Below are 24737 nucleotides of genomic sequence, written 5' to 3' on the forward strand. Positions count from 1 at the left end.
TCGGACGAAACGCCGGCGGGATCAAGGTCGGGATCGGCAATCGGGATCTGGGCTCGGGACCGGCGTTCGGAGGCGGAGCCGGCAAAGGCCTCAGCCGGTGGCTTGCCGTTGGGCGCGGGCGGTGCCGGACACCGGCAGGCACAGCCATGTGTCGCGAACATCGCGGATCAGGTCTTCCAGCTTATCCATCGTGTCCGGTTTGGTCAGCACTGCGTTCGCGCCTGCGCGGCGGGCCTGCTCGGCCAGGTCCTCGTCGTTGCTGGTCGTCAGCATCAGGATCGGTGTTGCAAGAAGCACCGGGCGTGCCCGCAGAACGGCGAGAAGCTCCAGACCGGACAGGCCGGGCATGTTGATATCGAGGACAATGAGGTCGGGAAGCGGGCCGCCGGCGGCCTGGGCCTCGCCGATCCATTCAAGCGCGGCCGTGGCGCCGAGTTTTGCAACGACGTTCAGCCGCTGTCCGCCAGGCACGGATTTGCGAAACTGGCGTTCGACAAGCCAGATGTCGTCCTCGTCGTCATCGACGAGAAGAACGGTCATGGATGCCGCGCGGGCTGCCTCTTTTGTCTCGAGCATGGGCATTCTGTCGAATCTTCACGGTGCACGCTGTCTGTTTTACCTATCCTATCAGCAATACTCCTGATTTCCCACCAGCTTGAAATGGTTGCGGCCACCGTGACTTTTCGCAGGATGCCTCACGCCCGCGGTCCGGGGGCGCCGTCGCGCTGCTGCTCGCGCGACGGCGCCGGCAGCGGAAAGGCCGTGCTCCGCGTGATGGTGCGGATCGCGAAGGAGGAGCGCATGCGCGACACGCCGGGAAGCCGGGCGAGATGGTCGCGGTGGATATGCTCGAAATGGGCGGGGTCGGCGGCCGCGATCCGCAGCATGTAATCCGCGTCGCCGGCCATCAGGTAGCATTCCATGATTTCCGGGGATTGCGCCACGGCCTGTTCGAAGGCGGTGAGGACCTCGTTCGATTGCGAGTTCAGCGAGATCTCCACAAAAATATCCATCCGCCGGCCGATCCGGTCCTGGTTGAGTAGCGCGACGTAGCGATCGATCACGCCGGCGTCCTCCAGTGCGCGCACGCGGCGAAGGCAGGCGGAGGGGGAGAGGCCGACGGCATCGGCAAGCTCGCTGTTGGAAATGCGTCCGTCGCCCTGCAGGAGCGTGAGAATGTGCCGGTCGATCCGGTCAAAGGGCATGCACAGGTCTCCACCGCATAAAATTTCAATGACCAAGCGTAATATGCTTCAAAGTTGCGCTGAAGCGGCGAAACCTGTCAAGTTCGCAAGCACATTCGATGAAACACGGTCTATCCTTTAGGGCAGGGAGTTGTTTTCGACGTAACGTATGGGAGGAGAAACAAACATGCGCATCGGTGTGCCCAAGGAAATCAAGAATCACGAGTACCGTGTCGGGCTGACGCCCGAGAGCGTGCGCGAGCTTGTTGCGAACGGACATGAGGTCGTCATCGAGACCCAGGCAGGCGCGGGCATCGGCGCGGGAGACGACGTCTATCAGTCTGCCGGCGCGCGGATCCTGCAAACGGCCGCGGAGGTGTTCGACGCCGCGCAGATGATCGTCAAGGTCAAGGAACCGCAGGCCGGCGAGCGGGCGATGCTGCGGCCCGACCACATTCTTTTCACCTATCTGCATCTCGCCCCGGACGCGGCCCAGACGGCGGATCTGGTCAAGTCGGGCGCGACCTGCATTGCCTATGAGACAGTGACGGACGGGCGTGGCGGGTTGCCGCTTCTGGCGCCGATGTCCCAGGTGGCCGGACGGCTGTCGGTGCAGGCGGGCGCAACGGCGCTTGAGCGCGCCCATGGCGGCGCCGGCATGCTGCTTGGCGGCGTTCCGGGCGTTGCACCGGCCAAGGTCGTCGTCATCGGCGGCGGTGTCGTCGGCGCGCATGCGATCACGATGGCGCTGGGCCTTGGCGCGGATGTGACGGTGCTCGATCGCTCCATCGACGTGCTGGGCGGCTTGTCCTCGCGCTTCGGTGCGGCCCTGCGCACGGTCTATTCGACGCGTGCGGCGGTCGAGGAATATGTGCTCGATGCAGACTTGGTCATTGGCGCAGTGCTGGTGGCCGGCGCCGCCGCACCCAAGCTGGTTACCGCCGATCACGTCCGCCGGATGAAGCCGGGGTCCGTGCTGGTGGATGTCGCCATTGACCAGGGCGGCTGTTTCGAGACCTCGCATGCAACAACCCATGCCGAGCCGACCTATGTCGTCGACGAGGTGGTGCACTACTGCGTCGCCAATATGCCGGGTGCGGTGCCGAAGACCTCCGCGCATGCGCTCAACAATGCGACGCTGCCCTTCACGCTGGCGCTTGCCAACAACGGCTATCACAAGGCGCTGACCGACAATCCGCACCTGATGAACGGTCTCAACGTTCATGCCGGCCGGGTGACCGTGAAGGCGGTGGCCGAGGCGCTTGGCTATGAGTACGTCAGCCCGCAGGTGGCGCTGGCCGGAGTTGCCGCTGCCGCTTGACGGCGGTCAGGAGGCGGCGCCAAGTCGCTCCGCCAGAAACCGAAAGCCCGGCCGGGAGATCCCGGCCGGGCTTTTTTGTCGTGCCTATCGCGTGTCGCGGGTCGCAGACGGACCGCGTACAGGCTGAGCTTACGGGCAGACCACGCGGTAGCGACGGCCGTAGCGGTCGGTCGCAACGCAGTTCTTCGGCGTGGTGGCCGCGCCGACGACGCCGCCGCCGACGGCACCGATCGCCGCGCCGGCAAGTGCCGCACCGGCGCCACCGCCGGTTGCCGCGCCGATTGCCGCGCCGGTTGCCGCACCGAGGCCGCCGCCGACCAGCGTCCGGTCCCGTTGGCTGTCCGACTGACAAGCCGCCAACAGCAGGGCAGCAGCAGAAACGAGAACGACTTTCTTCATCCAATCACACTCCAAGAGAATGCCGCCCACGCGGTCACTTCAGTCAAACATAGCATTGCGCCCGAAAGGGCTCCGGCGCAATGGCGTCAAGCCTGTTACGGACAGGCAACCCGGTAGCGGCGGCCATAGCGATCGGTCGCGATGCAATTCTTCGGCGTGGTCGCCGAACCGACCATGGCGCCGCCGACACCGCCGATCACGCCGCCGACGAGGGCACCACCGACATCGCCGGTTGCCGCCGCGCCAACCGCCGCGCCGGTCGCAGCACCAAGGCCACCGCCGACAAGTGTCCGGTCGCGCTGGCTGTCGGACTGACAGGCGACCAGCAGAAGCGCCGATGCGCTTACCAGAACAAGTTTCAGCATTTGTTCGCTCCTCATACTAAGCCTACCGAATTCATGGCCGAGGCGCCTTGCGACGGTTGGTAGACGATCTTGCTTCCGTCTGCGCATCACACCATCAAAACCGAGTACAGTCTAGGCCGGCGAAGTGGCGACGCTGTGACCTAAATCATACAAGTTCATTCATTGTTAAGATTTTCGCGGAAATGCCGTCTTTCTCAGGAGGCCATCGGTGGAGGGGTCGCGTCCGCCGACCGGCGTACGGCCCTCGACCATCGGCAGCAACTCGCTGGCGAGCGTTTTCCCCAGTTCAACGCCCCATTGATCGAAGGAGTTGATTCCCCAGATCGCGCCCTCGACGAAGACGCGGTGTTCGTAGAGCGCGATAAGACGCCCGAGGGCAAAGGGGGTCAGCTTGTCGTACAGGATGGTGATCGACGGGCGGTTGCCGGGAAACACCTTGTGCGGGGCAAGCCGGGCAGCCTGTGCCTCGCTCGCGCCCTGCGCGCGCAAGGCGGCCTTCGCCTCCGCGAGGGTCTGGCCCTTCATCAGCGCTTCCGACTGCGCCAGGCAATTGGCGATGAGCAGCGCGTGATGCTCGGCAAGCTCCGGCTCGTGTCCGCGGGCGGCGAGGATGAACTCGCACGGAATCACGTCGCTGCCCTGGTGCAGCAACTGGTAGAAGGCATGCTGGCCGTTGGTTCCAGGCTCTCCCCAGACGAGCGGGCCGGTCGCCTCGCCAACCGCTTCGCCCGACAAGGTGACGCGCTTGCCGTTCGATTCCATGTCGAGCTGCTGGAGATAGGCCGGCAGGCGGGCGAGCCGCTGGTCGTAGGGCAGAACCGCCCGGGCCGCAAAGCCGCACAGGTTGCGGTGCCAGATGCCGGCAAGGCCCAACAGCACCGGCAGGTTCTCCTCAAGCGGCGCGGTCTGGAAGTGCCGGTCCATGGCATGGGCGCCGTCGAGAAACTGTCCGAAGTTCTGCGCGCCGATCGCCAGCATCACCGGCAGGCCGATGGCTGACCAGACCGAATAGCGCCCGCCGACCCAGTCCCAGAAGCCGAAGACGCGGGTTTCGCCGATGCCGAAGGCCGCGACCTTGTCGAGGGCGGTGGAGACGGCGGTGAAATGCGAGGCCACCGCCTGTTCTCCCAGGCTTTCGACGATCCAGCGTCGCGCCGTGCGGGCGTTGGTCATGGTCTCGGTGGTGGTGAAGGTCTTTGAGGCGACGACGATCAGCGTGCGCGCGGGATCGAGCCCGGCGAGCGTGTCGGCGATATGCGCGCCGTCGACATTGGAGACGAAATGCAGGCGCGGGCCGTCGGCATAGGGGGAGAGCGCCTGGGTGACTATCGCCGGACCGAGATCCGATCCGCCGATGCCGATGTTCACCACGTCCTGGAACGGCTTGCCGGAATGGCCGGCGATCACGCCGGAGCGGATGCCGTCGCAAAAGGCCTCGACGCGGGCAAGCGTCTCGCGCACGTCGGGCATGACGTCATGCCCCTCGATCAGGACCGGCGCATCGCCGCGGTTGCGCAGGGCGACATGCAGCACGGCCCGGCCTTCCGTCTCGTTGATCGCACCGCCGGCAAACATCGCGTCGCGGCGGCTCTCGACGCCGCGCGCGCGGGCGAGATCCGCAAGCGCGGCGATGGCGTCGCGGTCCCAGTGCATCTTGGAAAAATCGACGAGCAGGTCGTCGAGCGAGACAGAGAGCGCATCGAAGCGGCCAGGGTCGTCGGCAAGGAGCCGACGTAGCCCCTTTGCCTGCAGTTCCGCTGCCCGGTGCTTGAGGTGCTGCGGCATGTCAGGCGGCGTCATCGGTTCTCTCCTCCCTAGGCAATAAAGGCCCTGCCGGCACGCGAGCTTAGGCCAGCAACACGGCGCAGTACCAGCCATAAGCGACGAGGAGTGCCAGACCGGCAACACGCGGCAGCCGGCGCAAGGACAGCAAGAGCACGGCAATCCCCAGCGACACGACCAGCATGACCGGAATATCGAATGCGGCGATCTCGGCGGCGACCGGAATCGGAGAAAGCATCGCGGTGATGCCGAGAATACCCAGGATGTTGAAGATGTTGGAGCCGACCACATTGCCGATGGCGATTTCCGGCTGCCTGCGCAGCGCCGAGGCGACCGAGGTCGCAAGCTCGGGAAGGCTGGTGCCGACGGCCACCACGGTCAGCCCGATCACCGCATCCGACAGGCCCATCACCCGGGCGATCCGGGATGCGCCGTCGACGAGGAAGTCGGCGCCGAAGATGAGCGCGGCGAGACCGGCACCGGCAATGGCAAGGGTCTTCCAGACCGGCGACCCGACTGCGTCGGGCGCAAGATCGGGAGCGCTGCTTCGCCCCGTGACGGCGCTATAGGCCAGATAGGCAACGAGCGCGGCGAAGAAGGCCAGGCCGATCGGTGCGGACATTATCCCCGCCCAGGCGACCGCGGCCAGGGCGAAGGCGCTTGCCAGCATCACCGAGAGATCGCGGCCGAGACCGGCGATGCGCGTCGGCATAGGCGCGATCAGCATGGCAAGGCCGAGGATCAAAAGGATGTTGGCGGTGTTCGATCCGACGACATTGCCGACCGCGATGTCGGGGACGCCAGCGAAGGCCGCCTGCACGGAGACCAGCAGTTCCGGCATGGACGTGCCGAAACCGACGATGGTCAGTCCGATGAGAAGCGGCGGCATCCGCAGCCGCACGGCCAGGGCGACGGCGCCGCGCACCAGCGCGTCGCCGCCAACGAACAGAAGAACAAGCCCTGCGACGATAAAGCCAATATCCACAAGCATTTACTTTGATCTTTCACCGTCGGGTTTCAGGGTCGAACGCGGCGCGAGAGAAAGCGCACCGCGCCGCATCGGTTGTGCGCGTGCGGGCGGGTGCGAGATTGTGACGTCGCGGATATAGCCCGGGTCAGGCGTCTGTCGGATCGTCTGACAGGAGGTCGCGTTCGCCCTCGTATGCCATCACCGCAAGCTTCACGATGCAATAGAGCGCGGCTGCAACAAGCGGAACGGCAACGACGGCGGTCGCGACGGGACCGAGCGCCAGAAATCCGCTGAGCGCCCAAATGGTGCCAAGCGCCATCACCGCGATTTCGGCGGCGAAGAGGATCACGGTAGAGATGAGAATGAGAAAGAAGACGAGCCCGGGTTGTTTGATCTGTGCGGGAACCGGAGACTGCGGCAGTTGAAGCGAGCCTGGCATGGCCTTGACCCTTGATGAGCGCGGGCATGAGCGCCCGCGGCTCAGGGCAGATGGGAGGGCACTGCCTGTCGCACAAGATGGGAAATGCGGCGCGTGACGATCTTTTTTTCAAGCCTCCAGCCAGCATCGATCAGCCGAGGTTGGCGGCCTGGCGCGCGCGGCTCTCGATCCCGTCCCAGTCCTCCTCCGCGATTGCCTTGGCGCCTGCAATCCAGGAGCCGCCGACACAGGCAACATTGGGCAAGGCCAGATAGTCGGGCGCGCTTTGCAGCGTGATCCCGCCGGTCGGGCAGAACCTTGCCGCCGGCAGCGGTGCGCCGAGGGATTTCAGCAGGGCGATGCCGCCGACGGCTTCCGCCGGGAAGAGCTTCAGCCGCGTGTAGCCGGCTTCCAGCAGGCGCATCACTTCAGACGCCGTGGATGCGCCGGGCAGCAGAGGCACATTGTGGTCGGCTGCGGCGGCGAGCAGCCGGTCGGTCGCGCCGGGGGAGACGATGAAGCGCGATCCGGCGGCGACGGCTGCCTCATATTGCGTGGCGTCGAGCACGGTGCCGGCGCCGACGATGGCGCCCTCGACCTCGTTCGCGACAGCGCGGATCGCCTCCAGCGCACCGGGCGTGCGCAGGGTGATCTCGATCGCCGGCAATCCGCCGCGCACCAGCGCCCGTGCCATCGGCACGGCCTTGGCGGGATCCTCCACGACCAGCACCGGAATCACGGGGGCGGCCTGCATCACCGTGTCGAGCTTGGCGGTGTCTTGCGTCATGAAAAACTCCAGTTCGAAGGGCGCGCGTCAGGCGCCGAAAACATGCGCGCCCTCGTCGGCGGGACCGGCGGCGGCGCGGAAGGCGGCGAAGAGGTCGCGACCGACCCCTTGCTGGTGGGCGGACAAGTCGGCGGTTGTCGGCTGCCGGGCCTCGAACTCGGCCGCATCGACGAGCACCTCGAGCCGACCCGTTTCGGCATCAATGCGCAGCAGGTCGCCGTCGCGCACCTTCGCGATCGGTCCGCCGGTGGCAGCCTCCGGTGTCACATGGATCGCGGCCGGCACCTTGCCGGAGGCCCCCGACATGCGCCCGTCGGTGACAAGGGCGACCGTCAGCCCGCGGTCCTGCAGCACGCCGAGGGTCGGGGTGAGCTGGTGCAGTTCCGGCATGCCGCAGGCGCGCGGCCCCTGGAACGGCAGCACGGCGACGAAATCCTCGGTCAGTTCGCCGGCCTTGAAGGCGTCGATCACGGCGGCTTGAGAGGTGAAGACCCGCGCGCGCGCCTCGATCACGCGGCGTTCCGGCTTGACCGCCGAGACCTTGATGACGGCGCGGCCGAGATTGCCGTCGAGCATCTTCAGCCCGCCGTTCGGCTGGAAGGGGTCCTTGACGGTGGAGAGAACCTTGGGGTCGGCGCTGGCCTTGTCCGCTGGTTCCCAGACGACAGAGCCGTCCGCGCCAAGCCTCGCCTCGACCGCATAGCCGGACAGTCCGGTGCCGTTCACCGTCTTGACGTCCTCATGCAGCAGCCCTTCCGAGAGCAGTTCGCCGATGAGGTAGCCCATGCCGCCGGCGGCGTGGAAGTGGTTCACGTCGGCGAGCCCGTTGGGATAGATGCGCGCGATCAGCGGCACGATGTCGGAGAGATCGGAGATGTCGCCCCAGGTGAGCTTGATCCCGGCCGCATTCGCCATGGCGACGAGATGCATCGTGTGGTTCGTCGAACCGCCGGTGGCATGCAGGCCGACCACGCCGTTGACGATGGCGCGGGCGTCGATCATCTCGCCGATGGGCGTGTAATTGTTGCCGAGGGCGGAGAGGGCAAGCGCGCGTTTCGCGCCCTCGCGGGTCAATGCGTCGCGCAGCGGCGTGTTGGGATTGACGAAGCTGGCGCCGGGCAGGTGCAGCCCCATGATCTCCATCAGCATCTGATTGGAGTTTGCGGTGCCGTAGAAGGTGCAGGTGCCCGGTGAATGATAGGATTTGCTCTCCGATTCCAGCAGTTCAGCGCGGCCGATCTTGCCTTCGGCGTAAAGCTGGCGGGTCTTGGCCTTCTCGTCGTTGGGCAGGCCCGAGGGCATCGGTCCGGCCGGCAGGAAGACCGCCGGAAGATGGCCGAAGGAAAGCGCCGCGATCATCAGGCCCGGAACGATCTTGTCGCAGATGCCGAGATAGACGGCGGCGTCGAACATCTGGTGCGACAGGCCGACGGCGGTGGCCATGGCGATGACGTCGCGCGAAAACAGCGACAGCTCCATGCCGGTCTGGCCCTGGGTGACGCCGTCGCACATCGCCGGAACGCCGCCGGCGACCTGCGCCACGGCGCCGGCCTCGCGCGCCGCCTCGCGGATCAGTTCGGGAAAGCGCTCGAACGGCTGATGCGCGGACAGCATGTCGTTGTAGGCGGTAATGATGCCGAGATTGGGCACCACGTCGCCGGCGAGCCGCTCCTTGTCCGTGATCCCGCAGGCGGCAAATCCATGCGCCAGGTTCCCGCAGGACAGGGTGCCGCGCTTCGGTCCTGCCTCGCCGGCGGCGCGGATGCGCTCCAGATAGCGCGCGCGACTGTCGCGGCTGCGCTCCTCGATACGGGCGGTGACGTCGGCAACGGTGGAATGCACGGTCATGGCTCGGTTCATCCTCTCAGCATGCGCCGCAGGCACGGGGGGAGCGGGCCGCGGCGTCGGTGAAACCGGTGGTGCGCCAATGCGCGCCAGCCTCACGTTTAAATCGATTTAATTTCGGGTTCAACGGTTAAGCCCGTCGATCATTGTCGTATCCGGTGGCCGGCCTAGATGAGGTCCTCGAACCAGGTGCGGCCGTCGCGCTCGATCAGGGCAATCGCCGCCGACGGTCCCCAGGTTCCCGACGTGTAGCCCTTCGGCAGGTCCTTCAGCGTGGCCCAATCCTCAAGGATCGGGTCGACCCAGGCCCAGGCGGCCTCGACCTCGTCGCGGCGCATGAACAGCGTCTGGTTGCCGCGGATGACATCCATGATCAGGCGCTCGTAGGCGTCCGGGTTGCGCACCTTGAAGGCGGTGGCGAAGGACATGTCGAGCGGCACCTGCCTGAGCCGCATGCCGCCGGGGCCGGGGTCCTTGATCATGATCTGCATGCGCACGCCCTCGTCGGGCTGCAGCCGGATCACCAGGCGGTTGGAGGAAATCTCGCCCGCTTCCGCCTCGAAGATGGAATGCGGGATGGGGCGGAACTGCACCACGATTTCCGAGACCCGCGCGGCCAGTCTCTTGCCGGTGCGCAGATAGAACGGCACGTTGGCCCAACGCCAGTTGGCGATCTCCGCCTTGATCGCGACGAAGGTCTCCGTCTGCGAGGTCGGGTCGTCGAGTTCCTCGAGGTAACCGCGCACCGCGCCGCCGGCCGACGCGCCGGCGCGATACTGGCCGCGCACGGTCGCCTTGCTCGCCGTCTCGGCGTCCATTTGCTTCAGAGCCTTGAGGACCTTGAGCTTTTCGTCGCGCACGGAATCCGCGTTCATCGATTCCGGCGGCTCCATCGCCACCAGGCACAGAAGCTGGAGAATGTGGTTCTGCACCATGTCGCGCATGGCGCCGGCGGTGTCGTAATAGCCCGCGCGCCCCTCGACGCCGAGCGATTCCGCCACCGTGATCTGCACATGGTCGATATGGGCGGCGTTCCACAGCGGCTCGAACAGCGCGTTGCCAAAGCGCAGCGCCATCAGGTTCTGGACGGTCTCCTTGCCGAGATAGTGGTCGATGCGGAAGATCTGGTCCTCGCGGAACACCTCGCCGATCGCGGCATTCAGCGCGCGCGCCGAGGCGCCGTCCTTGCCGATCGGCTTTTCGATGACGATGCGGGCGAGGTCCGTTGCCAGGCCGTATTCGCCGATCCGCTCGCAGATGGTGCCGAAGAAATCCGGCGACACGGCGAGATAGAAGGCGCGCACCACATCTTCGCGACCGCGCAGGGTGTCGCCGAGTTCGCTCCAGCCGCGCTCGCCCGCCGCATCGACGGCGATATAGCTCAGCCTTGCAAGAAACCGCGAGAGGGCGGGGGCCTCGATGTCGTCGACATGTTCGCGCACCGCTTCTTCGGCGAAGCTGCGGTAGGCGTCGTTGCTCATGTCGCGGCGCGAGCAGGCGATCACCCGGGCGTCGGCCGGGATCTGTCCGTCGAGGTCGCGGTGGTAGAGCGCGGGCAGGAGCTTGCGGTGGGCAAGGTCCCCCGTTGCTCCGAACACGATGAGATCGAACGGATCGACTTCGATGACGCGGGCGACCATGAACGTCCTTTCAACTGACGGCGGGATCGGGAAGGCCGAGTTCGGCACGGCGGGGCAGGTCAGCGCCGCGTCGGGAGCAGGTGATGGCGGCGGCACGCGCGGCGAAGCGCAGCAGGTCCAGCATATCCGTGTCGCCAAGGCGCTCAAGGGCTGAACGACTGCGGCCGCAGGTTTCTCCGAGACGGGCGAGGACGGCGGCCTGGAAGGTGTCCCCGGCGCCGACCGTATCGGCGAGCGCGACAGGGTCTCCGGCGATCTCGACACGATGGCGCGCAGTCAAGGCCGCGGCGCCGTCTGCGCCGCGCGTCACAATCACCAGCGCTGGCCCCTGGCCAAGCCACGTCTCGGCGAGCGTCTCCAGGGTCTGCCCCGGATACATCAGCTCCAGATCCTCCAGGCTGATCTTGAGCAGGTCGACATGGGGCAGATAGTCGGCGAAGCGCGTCCGCCAGGCATCGAGATCCGGGACCACGGTCGGGCGCACGTTCGGGTCGTAGGCGATCATCCGCCGGCCGTGTTCGCGCGCGGCGAGCGCCAGCAGGCTGTCGCCGATGGGCGGCACCAGCGCCGTGTAGGAGCCGATCTGGATGGTGTCGATGCTGTCGGGCAGCTGCGGCAGGTCGTTGGTGCGCACCTGCCGGTCGGCCGCATCCTTGCCGTAGAACCCGTAGGCCGGGCTGCCGGCCGCGTCGAGACCGACAACGCTCAGCGTGGTGAGCGCGTCGCTCTCAAGTGCGAAGGAAAGATCGACCCCTTCCGCGCCGAGCGCCCTGCGCAGCCGCTCGCCGAACAGGTCGGTCGACAGCGCCCCGAAAAAGGCGGCCGGTGTCCCGAGGCGGGCAAGGCCGACCGCCACGTTGAACGGCGAGCCGCCGATCCTTGCATCGAGCGTCAGCTGTCCGTTTGTCTCGTCGGCGAAGAGGTCGAACAGGGCTTCGCCGCAGACCAGGATTATGGGCCGGCCCCCTTCGCTCACGCCGCCTCCGGGGCGTCGGGCGGCTCCATCGCGCCGGTCATGATCGCGACCGCGTCCGACATGGAATAGTCGGACGGGCGGATCACCGCGATCCGTCGTCCGAGCCGGTGGATGTGGATGCGGTCGGCGACCTCGAAGACATGCGGCATATTGTGGGAGATCAGCACGATGGGAAGGCCGCGGGCCTTCACGTCGCGGATGAGTTCCAGCACCCGCCGGCTTTCCTTCACGCCGAGGGCTGCCGTCGGTTCGTCCATGATGACGACCTTGGAGCCGAAGGCGGCGGCACGGGCCACCGCCACCCCCTGGCGCTGGCCGCCCGACAGCGTCTCGACGGCCTGGTTGATGTTCTGGATGGTCATCAGGCCAAGCTCGGACAGCTTGTCGCGGGCGATGCGCTCCATTTCCTTGCGGTCGAGCTTGCGGAAGATCTTCCCCATGAGGCCCGGCGCGCGCAATTCGCGGCCCATGAACAGATTGTCGGCGATGGAAAGCGCCGGCGACAGGGCGAGGTTCTGGTAGACGGTCTCGATGCCGGCGTCGCGCGCGCGCATCGGCGAGGTGAAATGCACCGGCTTGCCCTCCAGGCGGATTTCGCCGGCGTCCGGCGTGACCGCGCCGGAGATCGCCTTGATGAGGGTCGACTTGCCCGCGCCATTGTCGCCGATCACGGCGAGCACTTCGCCCGGATAGAGATCGAAGTCGGTGCGGTCGAGGGCGACGACGCGTCCGTAGCGCTTGACCAGGCCACGGGCGGTGAGAACGGGTTCGCGGGTCATGCGGCCACCTTTCGGATCCATTGGTCGATGGCAACGGCGACGATGATCAGCACGCCGATCAGGAGATAGGTCCACTGCGGATCGGTGCCGATCAGCCTGAGGCCGAGGGAGAACACGCCGACGATCAGCGCGCCGAACAGCATGCCGAGTACGGAGCCGCGTCCGCCGAAGAGCGAGATGCCGCCGATCACCACGGCGGTGATCGATTCGATGTTGGTGAACTGGCCGGTCGTCGGCGACACCGAGCCGAGGCGGCCGATCATCACCCAGCCGGCCAGCGCGCAAATCAGTCCGGCGAGCGTATAGACCGAGATCCGCATCCGCGCGACGCGCACGCCGGCAAGCTCGGCCGCGTCCGGATCGTCGCCGATCGCCATGACATGGCGGCCCCAGGCGGTGTGGTTGAGCGCGTAGTTCAGCACCAGCACCAGAACAAACAGCGCGATCACGCCATAGGTGAAGATGGCGCCGCCGATGTTGAACTTTTCGCCGAAGAACTGGAGGATCGGCGCCTGGGCCTCGATGTCCTGGCTGCGAATGGTCTCGTTGGCTGAAAAGAGGAAGTTGGTGGCCAGCACGATCTGCCACATGCCGAGCGTGACGATGAAGGGCGGCAGGCGCATGATCGCGACCAGAGCGCCGTTGATGAAGCCGCAGAGCGCGCCGCAGGCGAGGCCGCACAGCACCGCGATTTCCGGGGGAAGCCCGTAGCGGAAGGTGAACTGGCCCATCACCACGGACGACAGCACCATGATCGCGCCCACCGACAGGTCGATGCCGGCGGTGAGGATCACCAGCGACTGGGCGCAACCGACGATGCCGACGATGGCGACCTGTTGCAGGATCAGGGTGAGGGCGAAGGGCGAGAAGAATTTCGACCCCAGCAAAAGGCCGAAGATGGCAACCGAAATGACCAGCACGATCAGCGGCACGAATTCGGGCCGTGCATGCAGCTTGTGCTGGATCGTGTCGAGCAGCGAGCGGCCGTGTCCGTCAAAGGTCGCGACGTCGCCGGACTTGCCTGCGAGCCCGTCCTCGTAACGCTCGGCGTCGCGTGCGTCCCCTTCGCTCATGGTGTCCCCTCCCAAAGACCGCCGGCTTTCCGGCATTTCCTCCCAGGATGCGCGGGGCGACGGTGGTCGCGCCCCGCGTCCGTGTGCTCAAGGCCTAGTCGGCGCTGGCGATCAGCCCCAGCACTTGTCCAGGCCTTCCTTGGTGTCGATGGACGGCACGCCCTCGGCCGGCTTGTCGGTCACGAGCGCGACGCCCGTGTCGAAGAAGGCCTTGCCCGGCGTCGGCTCGGGCTTCTTGCCGGCGTCGGCATAGGCCTTGATCGCCTCGATGCCGAGGGAGGCCATCAGCAGCGGATATTGCTGCGACGTGGCGCCGATGACGCCTTCCGCGACATTCTTCACGCCCGGGCAGCCGCCGTCGACCGAGACGATCAGCACGTCGTTCTCGCGGCCCATCGCCTTCAGCGCCTCATAGGCTCCGGCGGCGGCCGGCTCGTTGATGGTGTAGACGACGTTGATGGTCGGATCCTTGGTGAGAAGGTTCTCCATCGCCGTGCGCCCGCCTTCCTCGTTGCCGGCGGTGACATCGTGGCCGACGATGCGCGGGTCGTCCTCGTCGCCCCAGCGGTTCGGATCCTTCACGTCGATGCCGAAGCCGGTCATGAAGCCCTGGTCGCGCAACACGCCGACGGAGGGCTGGCTGACGGCGAGGTCGAGCATGGCGATGCGCGCATTGGCGGCCTCGTCGCCGAGCGAGGCGGCGGCCCATTGGCCGATGAGTTCGCCGGCCTTGAAGTTGTCGGTCGCGAATGTCGCGTCGGCCGCGTCGATCGGCTCCAGCGGGGTGTCGAGGGCAATCACCAGAATCCCGGCATCACGGGCCTGGCGAACGCTGTCGACAATGGCCTTGGTGTCGGAGGCGGTGATCAGGATGCCCTTGGCGCCATCGGCGATGCAGGTCTCGATGGCCGCGACCTGCGCGTCGTGGTCGCCGTCGATCCGCCCCGCATAGGACTTGAGCGTCATGCCGAGTTCTTCCGCCTTGGCGGTGGCGCCTTCCTTCATCTTCACGAAGAACGGATTGGTGTCCGTCTTGGTGATCAGGCAGGCATTGGTTTCCGAGGCGAGCGCCGGCGTGGCACCCGCGGCTGCGATGATCGTTCCGGCAAGCATCAGTTTGCGTAGCATGTCAGTCTCCTCCCAATGGTCGTTTGACCCGGCTGGTCCTCCCCCGGCGTATCCGGATGGAGGTCGTCAGGTGCCGCCGACCGCCGCATGCGGTTGATCCGCATGTCGTGGCCGGGCTGCACCCTGTTTCGCCCCGCGTCCGGTCAGGATGGCGGTCCGTGGCGAATAGTTGAAAAAGATCGGCAGGTTGGCAGCTCCCGCCGCCCCCGCGTCGGATCCGAAGGAGCCGCGTTGCAGGCGCGGCGGGTAGCGCGCCTCCGGGGCGGCGGCCTCGAGGGCTTCTGCAAGATCGGCAAGCAGGCGGTCCGCCAGTCCGCCGTCGATGTCGAAGTCGATCACCACCAGCGGGACATCGAGGAGCGAGATTGCCGACCAGACGGCCGGTGCCAGGGCCGCGACGCAGTCATCGAGCCATTCGTCGACGGCGGGGTGCCCGGTCTCGACGGCAAGCTCGAGGTCGCCGCGCGTTTCCGCGTCCACGCCGTGATGGGCGAGGTGGCGCTTGAGGGCGGAAAGCGATGCGCGGGTCAGCAGGATGTCCATCTCGCCGCGCGGCCGTGGCGCGGAGGCGAGCCGGCTGGGCGGAACCGGGATCATCGCGACATCGCCGGCGTTGCCGTTGACGCCCTTGAGGCAGTCGCCTCCGGTGACGACGCCGCCGCCAATCGCCGGTCCGAGAAACAGATAGAGGAAATCGTCTGCAAGCCGGCCGGCCCCGGAAAAGAGCTCGGCGATGGCGGCGGCCGTCCCGTCGTTTTCGGACAAGACGGGATAGGAGATGGCCTCCTCCAGCAAGGCCTTGAAGTCGACCTCGTCCCAGCGGCGGAAGGCTTCGACCGGAAGCCCGAGTTCGCGCAGCCAGGCGCCGAGGTTGAAGGGCATTGCCAGCCCGACGCCGGCGATGCGGTCGTGTTCTTCCGGCTCGATCAGCTTGAGCAGGGTGTCGATGTCGCCGGCCACGAGTTCGACGGCGCGCTCGGGGGTCGGCAGGAACCGGTCGTGCGACTGGCGGCCGATGATGCGGCCCGAGAAATCGGCCAGCACCGTTTCGATCGAGGTCCGGTCGAGACGCACGCCGAAGCCGTAGGCGCCGGAGGGGGCGATCCGCAGCATGGTCGCCGGCTGGCCGCGCCCGCCATCGTGGCGCTTGCCGAGGGTGTCGATCAGCCCGGCCGCCGAGAGCTCCTGGATGATGCCGCCAATCGCCGCGTTGGTGAGTTGGGCAAGCCGCGCGAGATCCGCCTTGGAGGCCTCGCCGACGCGCCGCAGGGCCTGAAGCACGATACGTTCATTGTAACGGCGCAGTTGTGCCGAATTGGATCCTTGACCGACGCGCGGGCGAACTGGCACGATTTTGGTCCCTCCCTCGCGGCTGTAACCGCGGCCGGGTGTCCATTCTGCCACCCGATCTCCAATTTAATTTATCTGATTTAATTAATCATCGACAGGCCGCGTCTGTCAAATGCATTCGTTGCTGCGCTGCGGCGAGACCGGTGGAAACGGACGTAGCGGAAGGTGGCTCACCTGTGGGCGAGGCTTCGCGGCGGTGGCGCGACGCCGCGCTTGCGTGTCATGGTTGGTGCCGCGCCGGCGGTTCCGCGGCCGTGCCCGGCGCCCGTTTTCCTTTCCCGCAACGGAGACCTCCATGCCGGACACCGCCGATACGCAAGCGTTTCTCACCCGTGCCATTGCCGCCGGGCGCGGCGAGGTCCCGGCCGATCTGGTGATCCGCAATGCGCGGCTTTTTTCGGTCATGGACGGATCGGTTACGGACACCGACATCGCCATCGTGGGCAACCGGATCGTCGGCACGCATGCGCGCTATCGCGGCGAGCGCGAGATCGATGCCGGTGGCCGCATGGTCGTTCCAGGCTTCATCGATACACATCTGCATGTGGAATCCTCGCTGGTCACGCCGCTGGAGTTCGACCGTTGCGTGCTGCCGCATGGCGTGACGACGGCGATCTGCGATCCGCATGAGATCGCCAATGTGCTCGGCGTCGAGGGCATTCGCTATTTTCTCGACGCGTCGGAACGCATGGTGATGGACCTCAGGGTCAATCTGTCGTCCTGCGTTCCGGCAACGGCCTTCGAGACCGCCGGCGCACGGCTCGAGATCGGCGATCTGGAGCCGTTGCGGTCGCATCCCCAGGTGATCGGCCTGGCGGAATTCATGAATTTCCCCGGCGTGCTCAATCGCGACCCGGCGGTGATCGCGAAGCTTGCCGCCTTCCAGGAGGGGCATATCGACGGCCACGCGCCGCTGGTGACGGGGCTCGACCTCAACGGCTATCTCGCCGCCCGGATCCGCACCGACCATGAGGCGACAACGGCCCAAGAGGCGCGCGAAAAGCTCGCCAAGGGCATGAGCGTGCTGATCCGCGAGGGGTCGGTGTCGAAGGACCTGGAGGCGCTGGCGGAGATCCTGACCCCGGATACGGCGTCCTTCGTGTGCCTGTGCACCGACGACCGCAATCCCCTCGACATCGCCGAGGAAGGCCATCTCGACAGCATGATCCGCCGGCTGATCGCGCGCGGCGCGCGGCCGCAGGACGCCTATCGCGCGGCGAGCTGGTCGGCGGCCGTGGCCTTCGGCCTGCGCGACCGGGGGCTGGTCGCGCCGGGGTGGCGGGCGGACCTCGTGCTGCTCGACGATCTGGAAGAGTGTCGCGTGCATTCGGTGATCGCCGCCGGTCGCCCGGTGGATGATGCGGCGTTTGCCGGCCGCGCGCCGCTTGCGCCGGTCGGGCTGACGAGCGTGCATCTGCGCAAGATTTCGGCTGAGGACTTTCGCGTTCCGGCCGATGCTGCGAACGAGCGGGCGGTGATCGGTGTCGTGCCGGGGCGGATCATCACGGAGCGGTTGAGCCGCTCGCTGCCGGTCGAGGCGGGGGCGGTCGCAGCCGATCCGGCGCAGGATGTCGCCAAGGTCGCGGTGGTGGAGCGCCACGGACGCACCGGGGGCATCGGCCGCGGCTTCGTCTCCGGCTTCGGCCTGACGCGCGGCGCCATTGCCTCGTCGGTGGGTCATGACAGCCACAATATCTGCGTGGTCGGGGTGGACGATGCGGCGATGGCGATTGCCGTCAACCGCATCGCAGACCTGCAGGGCGGGTTCGTCGTCGCCGATGAAACGGGCGTGACGGCGGAGCTCGCGCTTCCGGTTGCCGGCCTGATGAGCGTGGAGCCCTTCGAGACGGTGCGGCATGCGCTGGAGGAACTGCGCGCGGCGGCGCGGGCGCTGGGCTGCACGCTCGACGAGCCGTTCCTGCAGGTCGCCTTCCTGCCGCTTCCGGTGATCCCGCACCTCAAGATCACCGACAAGGGGATGTTCGACGTCGACCGTTTCGCGCTGCTGGATTCCTGACCCGATCCCGCACGGCGCACGCCGCGCAACAGCCGACAGGGATTGGAACCGGGCCGGCGATGCTTATCTGAAGGGGATGCGGATGTCGGCCGACCGCATTTTCCGTTGACGTAAACGGAAGGCTTGGTCATGTTTCTTGCGCGCGGCGCCGGGGGAGACGGCGGTTTGCGCAAGAAAGAACAGTCAGGGGAGGAGCATCCGTGACCGACGCGCAGGAATGGCTTGCCGATTTTCATCCAAAGCCGCTTCACGCCTATCTCGACGCCACGGTGCGAGAATTCGGCAACCGGCCGGCCATGGATTTTCTGGGCAAGGGCTGGAGCTATGGCGAGATCGGCGAGATGGTCGAGCGCACCGCGGCCGGCCTTCAGGCGATGGGCGTCGGCAAGGGCGACAAGGTGGGCCTGTGCCTGCCCAACACCCCCTATTACACGGTGTTCTACTTCGCCGTGCTGAAGATCGGCGGCATCATCGTCAACTTCAATCCGCTCTATGTGGAGCGGGAGCTGTCGTTCCAGGCGCGCGATGCCGGCGTGCGCACCATGGTGACGCTTGACCTCAAGGTGATCTACGACAAGGTCGAGGCGGTGCGCCGGGAAGGCTCTCTCGACACGATCATCGTCTGCCCGATGGCGGAGATCCTGCCGCAGCCCAAGAAGCTGCTGTTCACCCTGTTCAAGCGCAAGGAGCGCGCCGATGTTCCCCGCGATGCGGCGCATCCGCGCTACGGCGATATCGCGCGCAGCGGGGCAAGGCCGACACCGGTCGAGATCGATCCCGAAACCGATATCGCGGTGTTCCAGTACACCGGCGGCACCACCGGCGTTCCCAAGGGCGCCATGCTGACCCATGCCAATCTGTCGGCCAATCTGGAGCAGCTGCGCACGCTGTTCGCCGATGCCCGGCCGGGCGAGGAGAAGAAGCTTTGCGTGCTTCCGTTCTTCCACGTCTTCGCGATGACGGTTGCGCAGAACCTCTCCGTCGCCATCGGCGCGGAAATGGTGCTTTTGCCGCGGTTTGAGCTGAAGATGCTGCTCGACACCATCAAGCGGAAGAAGGTCACACTGTTCCCCGGCGTTCCGACGATCTACACCGCGATCAACTCTTCGCCGGTCGCGCGCAACTACGACCTGACGTCGATCAAGCTCTGCATCTCCGGCGGCGCGCCCCTTCCGGTGGAGGTGAAGGAGGAATTCGAGGGCCGGACCGGCTGCATCCTGGTGGAGGGCTACGGCCTGACGGAGGCCTCGCCGCTGGTGGCCGCCAATCCGCTCAACGAGAACAGGCGGTCGGGGTCCATCGGTCTTGCCGCGCCGGGCACCACCATCGGCTTCCGCGATCTGGAGGATCTCACCCGGGACGCGCCGGAGGGCGAAAAGGGCGAACTCGTCGTGTCCGGGCCGCAGATCATGGCCGGCTACTACAATCGCCCGGAAGAGACGGCGCGCGCGCTCGAGGGCGGCGTGCTGCACACCGGCGACGTCGGCTACCGCGATGCCGACGGCTTCATCTATCTGGTCGACCGGATCAAGGACCTGATCCTGTGCTCTGGCTACAACGTCTACCCCCGCGTCATCGAGGAGGCGATCTACCAGCACCCTTCGGTGGAAGAGGTTATCGTCATTGCGATCCCCGATACCTATCGCGGCCAGGCCCCCAAGGCCTTCGTCAAGCTGCGCGAGGGGGCTGAACTCACGGCAGACGAGCTGAAGACCTTCCTCAAGGACCATCTGTCGGCAATCGAGCGTCCGCAGGAGATCGAGTTCCGCGACAGCCTGCCGAAGACGATGGTCGGCAAACTGTCGAAGAAGGAACTGGTGGAGGAAGAAGAGGCGCGCCGCGCGGCGGCCGCGGAGGGATAGGCGCAGCGGCGCGCAGCCGCTTGCGGCGGAGGCGGATGATTGGCATTGTCGCTCGTCCCCGGTACGGGGTGCGTGCGCCAGCAATTCAGGATATCCGGCCTTATGACGGGCGATCTGCCGACTTATCTGACCACCCGCGAAATGGCCGATCTGCTTCGGGTCAAGGAGCGCAAGATCTACGATCTGGCGGCGGCCGGCGAGATCCCGCACAGCCGCGCGACCGGAAAGCTCCTGTTTCCGCGCGACGTGGTGCTCGCCTGGATCGACAATGCCAGCGAGGCGCCGTCGCCCCATGCGCCGCGACCGCCGGTGGTGCTGGGGAGCCACGATCCGCTGCTGGAATGGAGCCTGCGCGAATCGGGGTCGGGGCTGGCCGCGCTCTTCGACGGCAGCATGGACGGGCTCGAGCGCTTCGAACAGGGCGAGGGCGTCGCTGCCGGACTGCATGTCGTTCAGGACGAGGGATGGAACACCGAGGCCGTCGCCCGGCGGCTGAGGTTCCAGCCCGTCGCGCTGCTGCAATGGGCCTGGCGCAGCCGCGGCTTTATCGTCCCGGCCGGAAACCCGAAATCCGTATCCCGGCTTGCCGACGTCGCCCGTCTCACCGTGGTGCAGCGTCAGCCGCAGGCGGGCAGCCAGCTTTTGCTCGACCGCTTGCTAAGGGAAGAGGGCATCGCCGCCGGCGCGGCCGGCCCGATGGCACGCGACGAGCGCGAGGCGGCGCTTGCGGTGCTCGACGGCAGCGCGGATCTGGCCTTTGGCCTCGAGGCGTCGGCGCGCCAGTTCAAGCTCGATTTCGTTCCGGTCTGTCAGGAGCGGTTCGACCTGATCGTCGGCCGGCGCGACTGGTTCGAGCCGCCGCTGCAGGCGCTGCAGGCGTTCAGCCGCACGCCAGCGTTTTCGCAGATGGCCACGACGCTCGGCGGATACCGGATCGATGGCATCTGGACACCGCATTTCAACGGCGGCTGAGAGACGGCGGCAGGGTCAGGGCGGATCGGCGCGTACGCCGTCACGGGTAGCGACCCGTTTGCCGAGTTGCGCCTCGCGCAACACCGTGTAGAGCGAGCCGGCGATGATGAGTGCAGCACCTGCGTAGGTCGCCAAAGCGGGCAGGTCGCCGAACACCAGGAACCCGATGACCGTGGCATAGAGCAGGCGCACGTAGTCGAGGGCCGCCAGCGCGGAGGCCTCGCCGGCGCGGAAGGCGCGGATGTTGCACATCTGCCCGGCCCAGGAGACCATGCCGACGATCACCAGAAGCCCGAGCTCCCAGAGCGTCGGCGTTTTCCAGTTGTAGAGGGCGATGGGCAGCATGATCAGGCCGACGAAGACCGCCTGATAGGTCAGGATCGTCACCGGGCGTTCGTGCTGGGACAATTTGCGGATCACGATCATCACGACGCCGGCGCAGGCGGCGCTGAGCACGGCGAGGCCGGCATAGAGATCGATCCCCGTGTCGGCCCCGGGGCGCAGGATGATCATCACCCCGACGAACCCGATCGCCGTGGCCGTCCAGCGGTGCCGCCCGACCGTCTCGCCCAGGAAGAAGATGGCGAAGATGGTGATGAAGAAGGTCTTGGAAAAGGCGATGGCGGTCGCATCGGCCAGCGGCAGGTGAATGACCGCGGTGAAGCCGGCGAGCATTGCGGTCGAGGCGCACAGGATGCGCAGGACATGCAGTGCCGGGTGCCGGGTCGACAGCGATCCGGGCAGACCGTAGATGATCGTCGGCGCGACGATGGACGCCATCACGATCTGCCGGATCAGGATGATTTCCGCGACATGCAGCCTTTCGCCGAGGACCTTGATCAGGGTCACCATGACGGTGAAGAACAGTCCGGCCACCAGCATCCACAAGGTGCCGCGCAGGTTTCCCGGAAGGCTGGAAAGCCTGGCGTCGGCGGAACGGAAGCGGTCGGCAAGGCCGGGTCGCTGTGGAGTGGGGGCCATTGGAACGAAACCGGGGGTTTGGCCGACGCGCTGCGATCGACCGGACGGGAAGATGTCGAGCATAGACCCTTCGGCCGGCATAGAGGAAGGGGTTGCGCGTTGTGCGCTGCGGTCGGCGCGTTTGCACGGTGGTGCGGGCGGTTACCATCGGGTCTTGGCGGCAGGCCCGGAATGCCGCTAAGGTCGGGGCAACGGATCCGGTGAGGAACGGGCATGCCCGTGCTTTCGCCGGTGTCCTCCCACATTCGGCGTTCGGGACCTGCATTCGAATGGCCGGCATCCATGACCGCAGCGCTCATGCAAACGCACTGTCGCCCTTGACCCTTTCGGCTGGAGCGTCATGTCGCGCGAAGCGCAGGCTCACGATCATCGCAACGAGGCTTAAGACATGACTGAAATGGCTCCCGGGAAGTTCGGCATGGGTGCGCCGGTGCGGCGCAAGGAAGACACGGCGCTGATCACCGGCCACGGACGCTACACCGACGACATTCATCCCGACGGCGTCCTGCGGGCCTATGTCCTGCGTTCGTCGATGGCGCATGCGCGCATCAGGATCGGCGGTCTGGAAGACGCCCGCGCCGCCGAGGGCGTCGCGATGATCCTGACCGCGGCCGACATTCCCGATCTCGGCATGATGCCCAACAAGGCGTCGGTGAAGCAGCCGGACGGCAGCGCGCCCGTCGTTCCGCCGCGCCCGGTGCTGGTGGTCGACACGGTACGTCATGTCGGCGAGCCGATTGCCTTCATCGTCGCCGACACGCTGAACAACGCCAAGTCGGCGGCCGAACTGATCGAGATCGACTACGATCCGCTCGATGCGGTGGTCGACACCGCCGACGCACTGTCGCCGGACGCGCCGCTGGTGTGGCCCGACCACGGCAGCAATCTCGCCTATACCGCCGAGATGGGCGACGCCGAGGCGACGCGGGCGGCCTTCGACACCGCCCATCACGTCACCCGGATCGAGATCGTCAACAACCGGCTGGTGTGCAACTACATGGAGCCGCGCGGCTGCATCGGCGAATTCGATGCCGGCACCCGGCGCTACACGCTGACCGCCGGCACCCAGGGCGGTCACGGCATGCGCGATGTCATCGCCGGCGACATTCTCGGCATCGACGCCAAGGATCTTCGCGTGATCACGCCGGACGTCGGCGGCGGCTTCGGCACCAAGAATTTCGTCTATCCGGAATATCCGCTGGCGCTGGTCGCGGCAAAGCGCCTCGGGCGGCCGGTGAAATGGGTGTGCGAGCGCACCGAGCATTTCGTCGCCGACGCCCACGGCCGTGACAATCTGGCGGTCGCGGAAGTGGCGATGGACGCGAACGGTCGCTTCCTGGCGCTCAAGGTCGACCTGATCGCGGCGATGGGCGCCTATCTGCACCAGTACGGGCCGTTCATCCCCTATCTCGGGCTGACGATGTCGACCGGTCTCTACGACATTCCGGCGATGCATGCCGAGCTGAAGGGCGTCTACACGCATACCACCGCGACCGATGCCTATCGTGGCGCGGGACGGCCGGAAGCCGCCTATCTGCTGGAGCGGCTGGTCGACAAGGCGGCCGCCGAGATGGATCTGGCACCGGCGGAGATCCGCCGCCGCAACTTCATTGCGACCGAGGCGCTGCCCTACACCACGCCGACCGGGCGCATGTATGACACCGGCGAGTTCGCGGCTCACATGGACAAGGCGCTTGCGGCCGCCGACTGGGACGGCTTCGAGGCGCGCGCCCGCGCCTCGGCGGAGGCCGGCAAGTATCGCGGCATCGGCATGGCGACCTATGTCGAGGCCTGTGCCTTCGCAGGCTCCGAGGAGGCGACGGTTGAACTCGGCACCGACGGCTCGCTGACGCTTCTGATCGGCACCCAGTCGAACGGGCAGGGGCATGCGACCGCCTACGGGCAGATCATCGCCGAGCAGTTCGGCGTCGATCTCGACAAGGTGACGATGATCCAGGGCGACACCGACCGGGTGCGCAAGGGCGGAGGCACCGGCGGGTCGCGCTCCATCCCGATCGGTCTGCCGTCCGTTCTCGAGGCGTCGAAAACGCTGGTGAAGAAGATCAAGGATCTCGCCGCCGACAAGCTGGAGGCGGGCGTGGAGGATCTGGAACTGATGGACGGGGCCGTGCGGGTGGTCGGCACCGACCGCGCCGTGACGCTTGCCGAGATCGCTGCCGGCGCGGACGAGCCGCTGGCCGCCCGCGAGGCGGTTAAGCAGGCGGAGGCGACCTATCCCAACGGCACGCATATCTGCGAGGTGGAGATCGATCCCGACACCGGCGACACCCGGCTGGTCGATTATGTCATCGTCGACGACTTCGGCGTCACGGTGAACCCGCTGCTGCTCGCCGGCCAGGTGCACGGCGGCGTGGTGCAGGCCATCGGCCAGGCGCTGATGGAACACACCGTCTATGACGCGGACGGCCAGCTGATCAGTGCGTCCTTCCTCGACTACCAGATGCCGCGGGCCGGAGATATTCCCGATATCCGCTTCGAAACGCGCAACGTGCCGTCGACCACCAATGCGCTGGGCATCAAGGGCGCCGGCGAAGCCGGCACCATCGGCGCCTGTCCGGCGGTGATGAATGCGGTCAACGACGCGCTGCGTCGCGGCGCCGGTGTCGCACAGATCGACATGCCGGCAACGCCGTCGCGGGTCTGGGAGGCGATTGCCGCCGCCCGCAGCTGAAGGCGCGAGCCGCGTTCCTCCGCGGCTGTGGACAAACCTGCAGCCGCATATCGGTTGCGGCCAAGGCTGCGCGACGTTTGCGCGCCGCCTTGGCCGGGGAAACCGGATCGGATTGCCGGCCATGCGTCCCGCGCAAGGGTGAGCTTCCCAGACGGGTCGAGACTGAAACCTATTGATACTATAAATAAAACGGGTA

General features: G+C 66.7%; 21 protein-coding genes. 5 read left to right on the forward strand and 16 right to left on the reverse strand.

Annotation, left to right across the window (positions count from 1 at the left end; genetic code table 11):
* Positions 1–90: 90 nt before the first annotated feature.
* On the reverse strand, positions 91–576 hold the full coding sequence (locus LC092_RS08560; protein WP_224806089.1) for a response regulator: 486 nt from the start codon (positions 574–576) through the stop codon (positions 91–93).
* 119 nt (positions 577–695) lie between these two features.
* Positions 696–1205: an Lrp/AsnC family transcriptional regulator gene (locus tag LC092_RS08565; protein WP_224806090.1), complete on the reverse strand. Its 510-nt coding sequence runs from the start codon at positions 1203–1205 to the stop codon at positions 696–698.
* A 166-nt stretch (positions 1206–1371) separates the two neighbouring features.
* On the opposite strand from LC092_RS08565, the gene ald reads away from it, so the two are divergent.
* Positions 1372–2505 carry an alanine dehydrogenase gene (ald, locus tag LC092_RS08570; protein ID WP_224806091.1) on the forward strand — a complete coding sequence of 378 codons (1134 nt, stop codon included), beginning with the start codon at positions 1372–1374 and terminating at the stop codon, positions 2503–2505.
* Between the two features lie 129 nt (positions 2506–2634).
* Here the strand turns inward: ald and LC092_RS08575 are convergent, their stop codons facing one another.
* The 13 genes from LC092_RS08575 to LC092_RS08635 form a co-directional block, all read right to left on the reverse strand.
* The gene (locus LC092_RS08575) at positions 2635–2904 is read right to left on the reverse strand and encodes a glycine zipper domain-containing protein (protein WP_224806092.1); all 270 of its coding nucleotides are present in this window, start codon (positions 2902–2904) and stop codon (positions 2635–2637) included.
* A gap of 95 nt (positions 2905–2999) precedes the next feature.
* Complete coding sequence (locus tag LC092_RS08580) at positions 3000–3269, reverse strand: glycine zipper domain-containing protein (protein WP_224806094.1); 270 nt, start codon at positions 3267–3269, stop codon at positions 3000–3002.
* 165 nt (positions 3270–3434) lie between these two features.
* Positions 3435–5069, reverse strand: a complete 1635-nt coding sequence (pgi, locus tag LC092_RS08585; RefSeq protein WP_224806096.1) for a glucose-6-phosphate isomerase — start codon at positions 5067–5069, stop codon at positions 3435–3437.
* Between the two features lie 46 nt (positions 5070–5115).
* Entirely contained in the window at positions 5116–6042 is a 927-nt protein-coding gene (locus LC092_RS08590) for a calcium/sodium antiporter (RefSeq protein WP_224806097.1), read from the reverse strand.
* Between the two features lie 124 nt (positions 6043–6166).
* Positions 6167–6460 carry a hypothetical protein gene (locus LC092_RS08595; protein WP_224806099.1) on the reverse strand — a complete coding sequence of 98 codons (294 nt, stop codon included), beginning with the start codon at positions 6458–6460 and terminating at the stop codon, positions 6167–6169.
* Between the two features lie 130 nt (positions 6461–6590).
* Positions 6591–7226, reverse strand: a complete 636-nt coding sequence (gene eda, locus LC092_RS08600) for a bifunctional 4-hydroxy-2-oxoglutarate aldolase/2-dehydro-3-deoxy-phosphogluconate aldolase (RefSeq protein WP_224806101.1) — start codon at positions 7224–7226, stop codon at positions 6591–6593.
* Positions 7227–7253: 27 nt separating this feature from the next.
* Positions 7254–9074, reverse strand: a complete 1821-nt coding sequence (gene edd, locus LC092_RS08605) for a phosphogluconate dehydratase (RefSeq protein ID WP_224806103.1) — start codon at positions 9072–9074, stop codon at positions 7254–7256.
* 164 nt (positions 9075–9238) lie between these two features.
* A complete protein-coding gene (gene zwf, locus LC092_RS08610; protein WP_224806105.1) occupies positions 9239–10711 on the reverse strand; it encodes a glucose-6-phosphate dehydrogenase in 1473 nt (490 codons plus the stop codon).
* A gap of 10 nt (positions 10712–10721) precedes the next feature.
* Positions 10722–11687, reverse strand: coding sequence for a carbohydrate kinase family protein (locus tag LC092_RS08615; RefSeq protein WP_224806107.1), 966 nt, complete (start codon positions 11685–11687; stop codon positions 10722–10724).
* Entirely contained in the window at positions 11684–12466 is a 783-nt protein-coding gene (locus tag LC092_RS08620) for an ATP-binding cassette domain-containing protein (protein ID WP_224806108.1), read from the reverse strand. The genes LC092_RS08615 and LC092_RS08620 overlap by 4 nt, the downstream gene beginning before the upstream one ends.
* Complete coding sequence (locus LC092_RS08625; protein WP_224806110.1) at positions 12463–13539, reverse strand: ABC transporter permease; 1077 nt, start codon at positions 13537–13539, stop codon at positions 12463–12465. Before LC092_RS08625 ends, LC092_RS08620 begins: the two co-directional genes overlap by 4 nt.
* Positions 13540–13650: 111 nt before the next feature.
* The gene (locus LC092_RS08630; RefSeq protein WP_412103548.1) at positions 13651–14652 is read right to left on the reverse strand and encodes a sugar ABC transporter substrate-binding protein; all 1002 of its coding nucleotides are present in this window, start codon (positions 14650–14652) and stop codon (positions 13651–13653) included.
* A gap of 81 nt (positions 14653–14733) precedes the next feature.
* Positions 14734–15948, reverse strand: a complete 1215-nt coding sequence (locus LC092_RS08635) for an ROK family protein (protein WP_224806113.1) — start codon at positions 15946–15948, stop codon at positions 14734–14736.
* 364 nt (positions 15949–16312) lie between these two features.
* Here LC092_RS08635 and ade point away from each other — a divergent pair, with 364 nt between their 5' ends.
* The 3 genes from ade to LC092_RS08650 all read left to right on the forward strand — a co-directional run bounded on the left by ade (position 16313) and on the right by LC092_RS08650 (position 20868).
* Positions 16313–18034, forward strand: coding sequence for an adenine deaminase (ade, locus tag LC092_RS08640; protein ID WP_224806115.1), 1722 nt, complete (start codon positions 16313–16315; stop codon positions 18032–18034).
* 200 nt (positions 18035–18234) lie between these two features.
* On the forward strand, positions 18235–19896 hold the full coding sequence (locus LC092_RS08645; RefSeq protein ID WP_224806116.1) for a long-chain-fatty-acid--CoA ligase: 1662 nt from the start codon (positions 18235–18237) through the stop codon (positions 19894–19896).
* Positions 19897–19998: 102 nt separating this feature from the next.
* Entirely contained in the window at positions 19999–20868 is an 870-nt protein-coding gene (locus LC092_RS08650; protein ID WP_224806117.1) for a helix-turn-helix transcriptional regulator, read from the forward strand.
* A gap of 15 nt (positions 20869–20883) precedes the next feature.
* Here LC092_RS08650 and LC092_RS08655 read toward each other — a convergent pair whose 3' ends face one another.
* A complete protein-coding gene (locus tag LC092_RS08655; RefSeq protein WP_224806118.1) occupies positions 20884–21849 on the reverse strand; it encodes a DMT family transporter in 966 nt (321 codons plus the stop codon).
* Positions 21850–22237: 388 nt separating this feature from the next.
* On the opposite strand from LC092_RS08655, the gene LC092_RS08660 reads away from it, so the two are divergent.
* Positions 22238–24541 (forward strand): xanthine dehydrogenase family protein molybdopterin-binding subunit, encoded by a 2304-nt coding sequence (locus LC092_RS08660; protein ID WP_224806119.1) that lies wholly within the window; start codon positions 22238–22240, stop codon positions 24539–24541.
* Positions 24542–24737: the final 196 nt, after the last annotated feature.

Source organism: Stappia stellulata (assembly GCF_020176715.1).
GTDB lineage: Bacteria > Pseudomonadota > Alphaproteobacteria > Rhizobiales > Stappiaceae > Stappia.

Bases quoted from the DNA above. Each gene is read 5' to 3' on its own strand.
- LC092_RS08630 (WP_412103548.1), bottom strand. From the start codon at position 14,652: ATGCTTGCCGGAACGATCATCGCAGCCGCGGGTGCCACGCCGGCGCTC.
- LC092_RS08620 (WP_224806108.1), bottom strand. From the start codon at position 12,466: ATGACCCGCGAACCCGTTCTCACCGCCCGTGGCCTGGTCAAGCGCTAC.
- LC092_RS08565 (WP_224806090.1), bottom strand. From the start codon at position 1,205: ATGCCCTTTGACCGGATCGACCGGCACATTCTCACGCTCCTGCAGGGC.
- LC092_RS08595 (WP_224806099.1), bottom strand. From the start codon at position 6,460: ATGCCAGGCTCGCTTCAACTGCCGCAGTCTCCGGTTCCCGCACAGATC.
- LC092_RS08650 (WP_224806117.1), top strand. From the start codon at position 19,999: ATGACGGGCGATCTGCCGACTTATCTGACCACCCGCGAAATGGCCGAT.
- pgi (WP_224806096.1), bottom strand. From the start codon at position 5,069: ATGACGCCGCCTGACATGCCGCAGCACCTCAAGCACCGGGCAGCGGAA.
- LC092_RS08655 (WP_224806118.1), bottom strand. From the start codon at position 21,849: ATGGCCCCCACTCCACAGCGACCCGGCCTTGCCGACCGCTTCCGTTCC.
- LC092_RS08590 (WP_224806097.1), bottom strand. From the start codon at position 6,042: ATGCTTGTGGATATTGGCTTTATCGTCGCAGGGCTTGTTCTTCTGTTC.
- LC092_RS08575 (WP_224806092.1), bottom strand. From the start codon at position 2,904: ATGAAGAAAGTCGTTCTCGTTTCTGCTGCTGCCCTGCTGTTGGCGGCT.
- LC092_RS08560 (WP_224806089.1), bottom strand. From the start codon at position 576: ATGCTCGAGACAAAAGAGGCAGCCCGCGCGGCATCCATGACCGTTCTT.
- LC092_RS08625 (WP_224806110.1), bottom strand. From the start codon at position 13,539: ATGAGCGAAGGGGACGCACGCGACGCCGAGCGTTACGAGGACGGGCTC.
- LC092_RS08660 (WP_224806119.1), top strand. From the start codon at position 22,238: ATGACTGAAATGGCTCCCGGGAAGTTCGGCATGGGTGCGCCGGTGCGG.
- zwf (WP_224806105.1), bottom strand. From the start codon at position 10,711: ATGGTCGCCCGCGTCATCGAAGTCGATCCGTTCGATCTCATCGTGTTC.
- edd (WP_224806103.1), bottom strand. From the start codon at position 9,074: ATGACCGTGCATTCCACCGTTGCCGACGTCACCGCCCGTATCGAGGAG.
- eda (WP_224806101.1), bottom strand. From the start codon at position 7,226: ATGACGCAAGACACCGCCAAGCTCGACACGGTGATGCAGGCCGCCCCC.
- ald (WP_224806091.1), top strand. From the start codon at position 1,372: ATGCGCATCGGTGTGCCCAAGGAAATCAAGAATCACGAGTACCGTGTC.
- ade (WP_224806115.1), top strand. From the start codon at position 16,313: ATGCCGGACACCGCCGATACGCAAGCGTTTCTCACCCGTGCCATTGCC.
- LC092_RS08580 (WP_224806094.1), bottom strand. From the start codon at position 3,269: ATGCTGAAACTTGTTCTGGTAAGCGCATCGGCGCTTCTGCTGGTCGCC.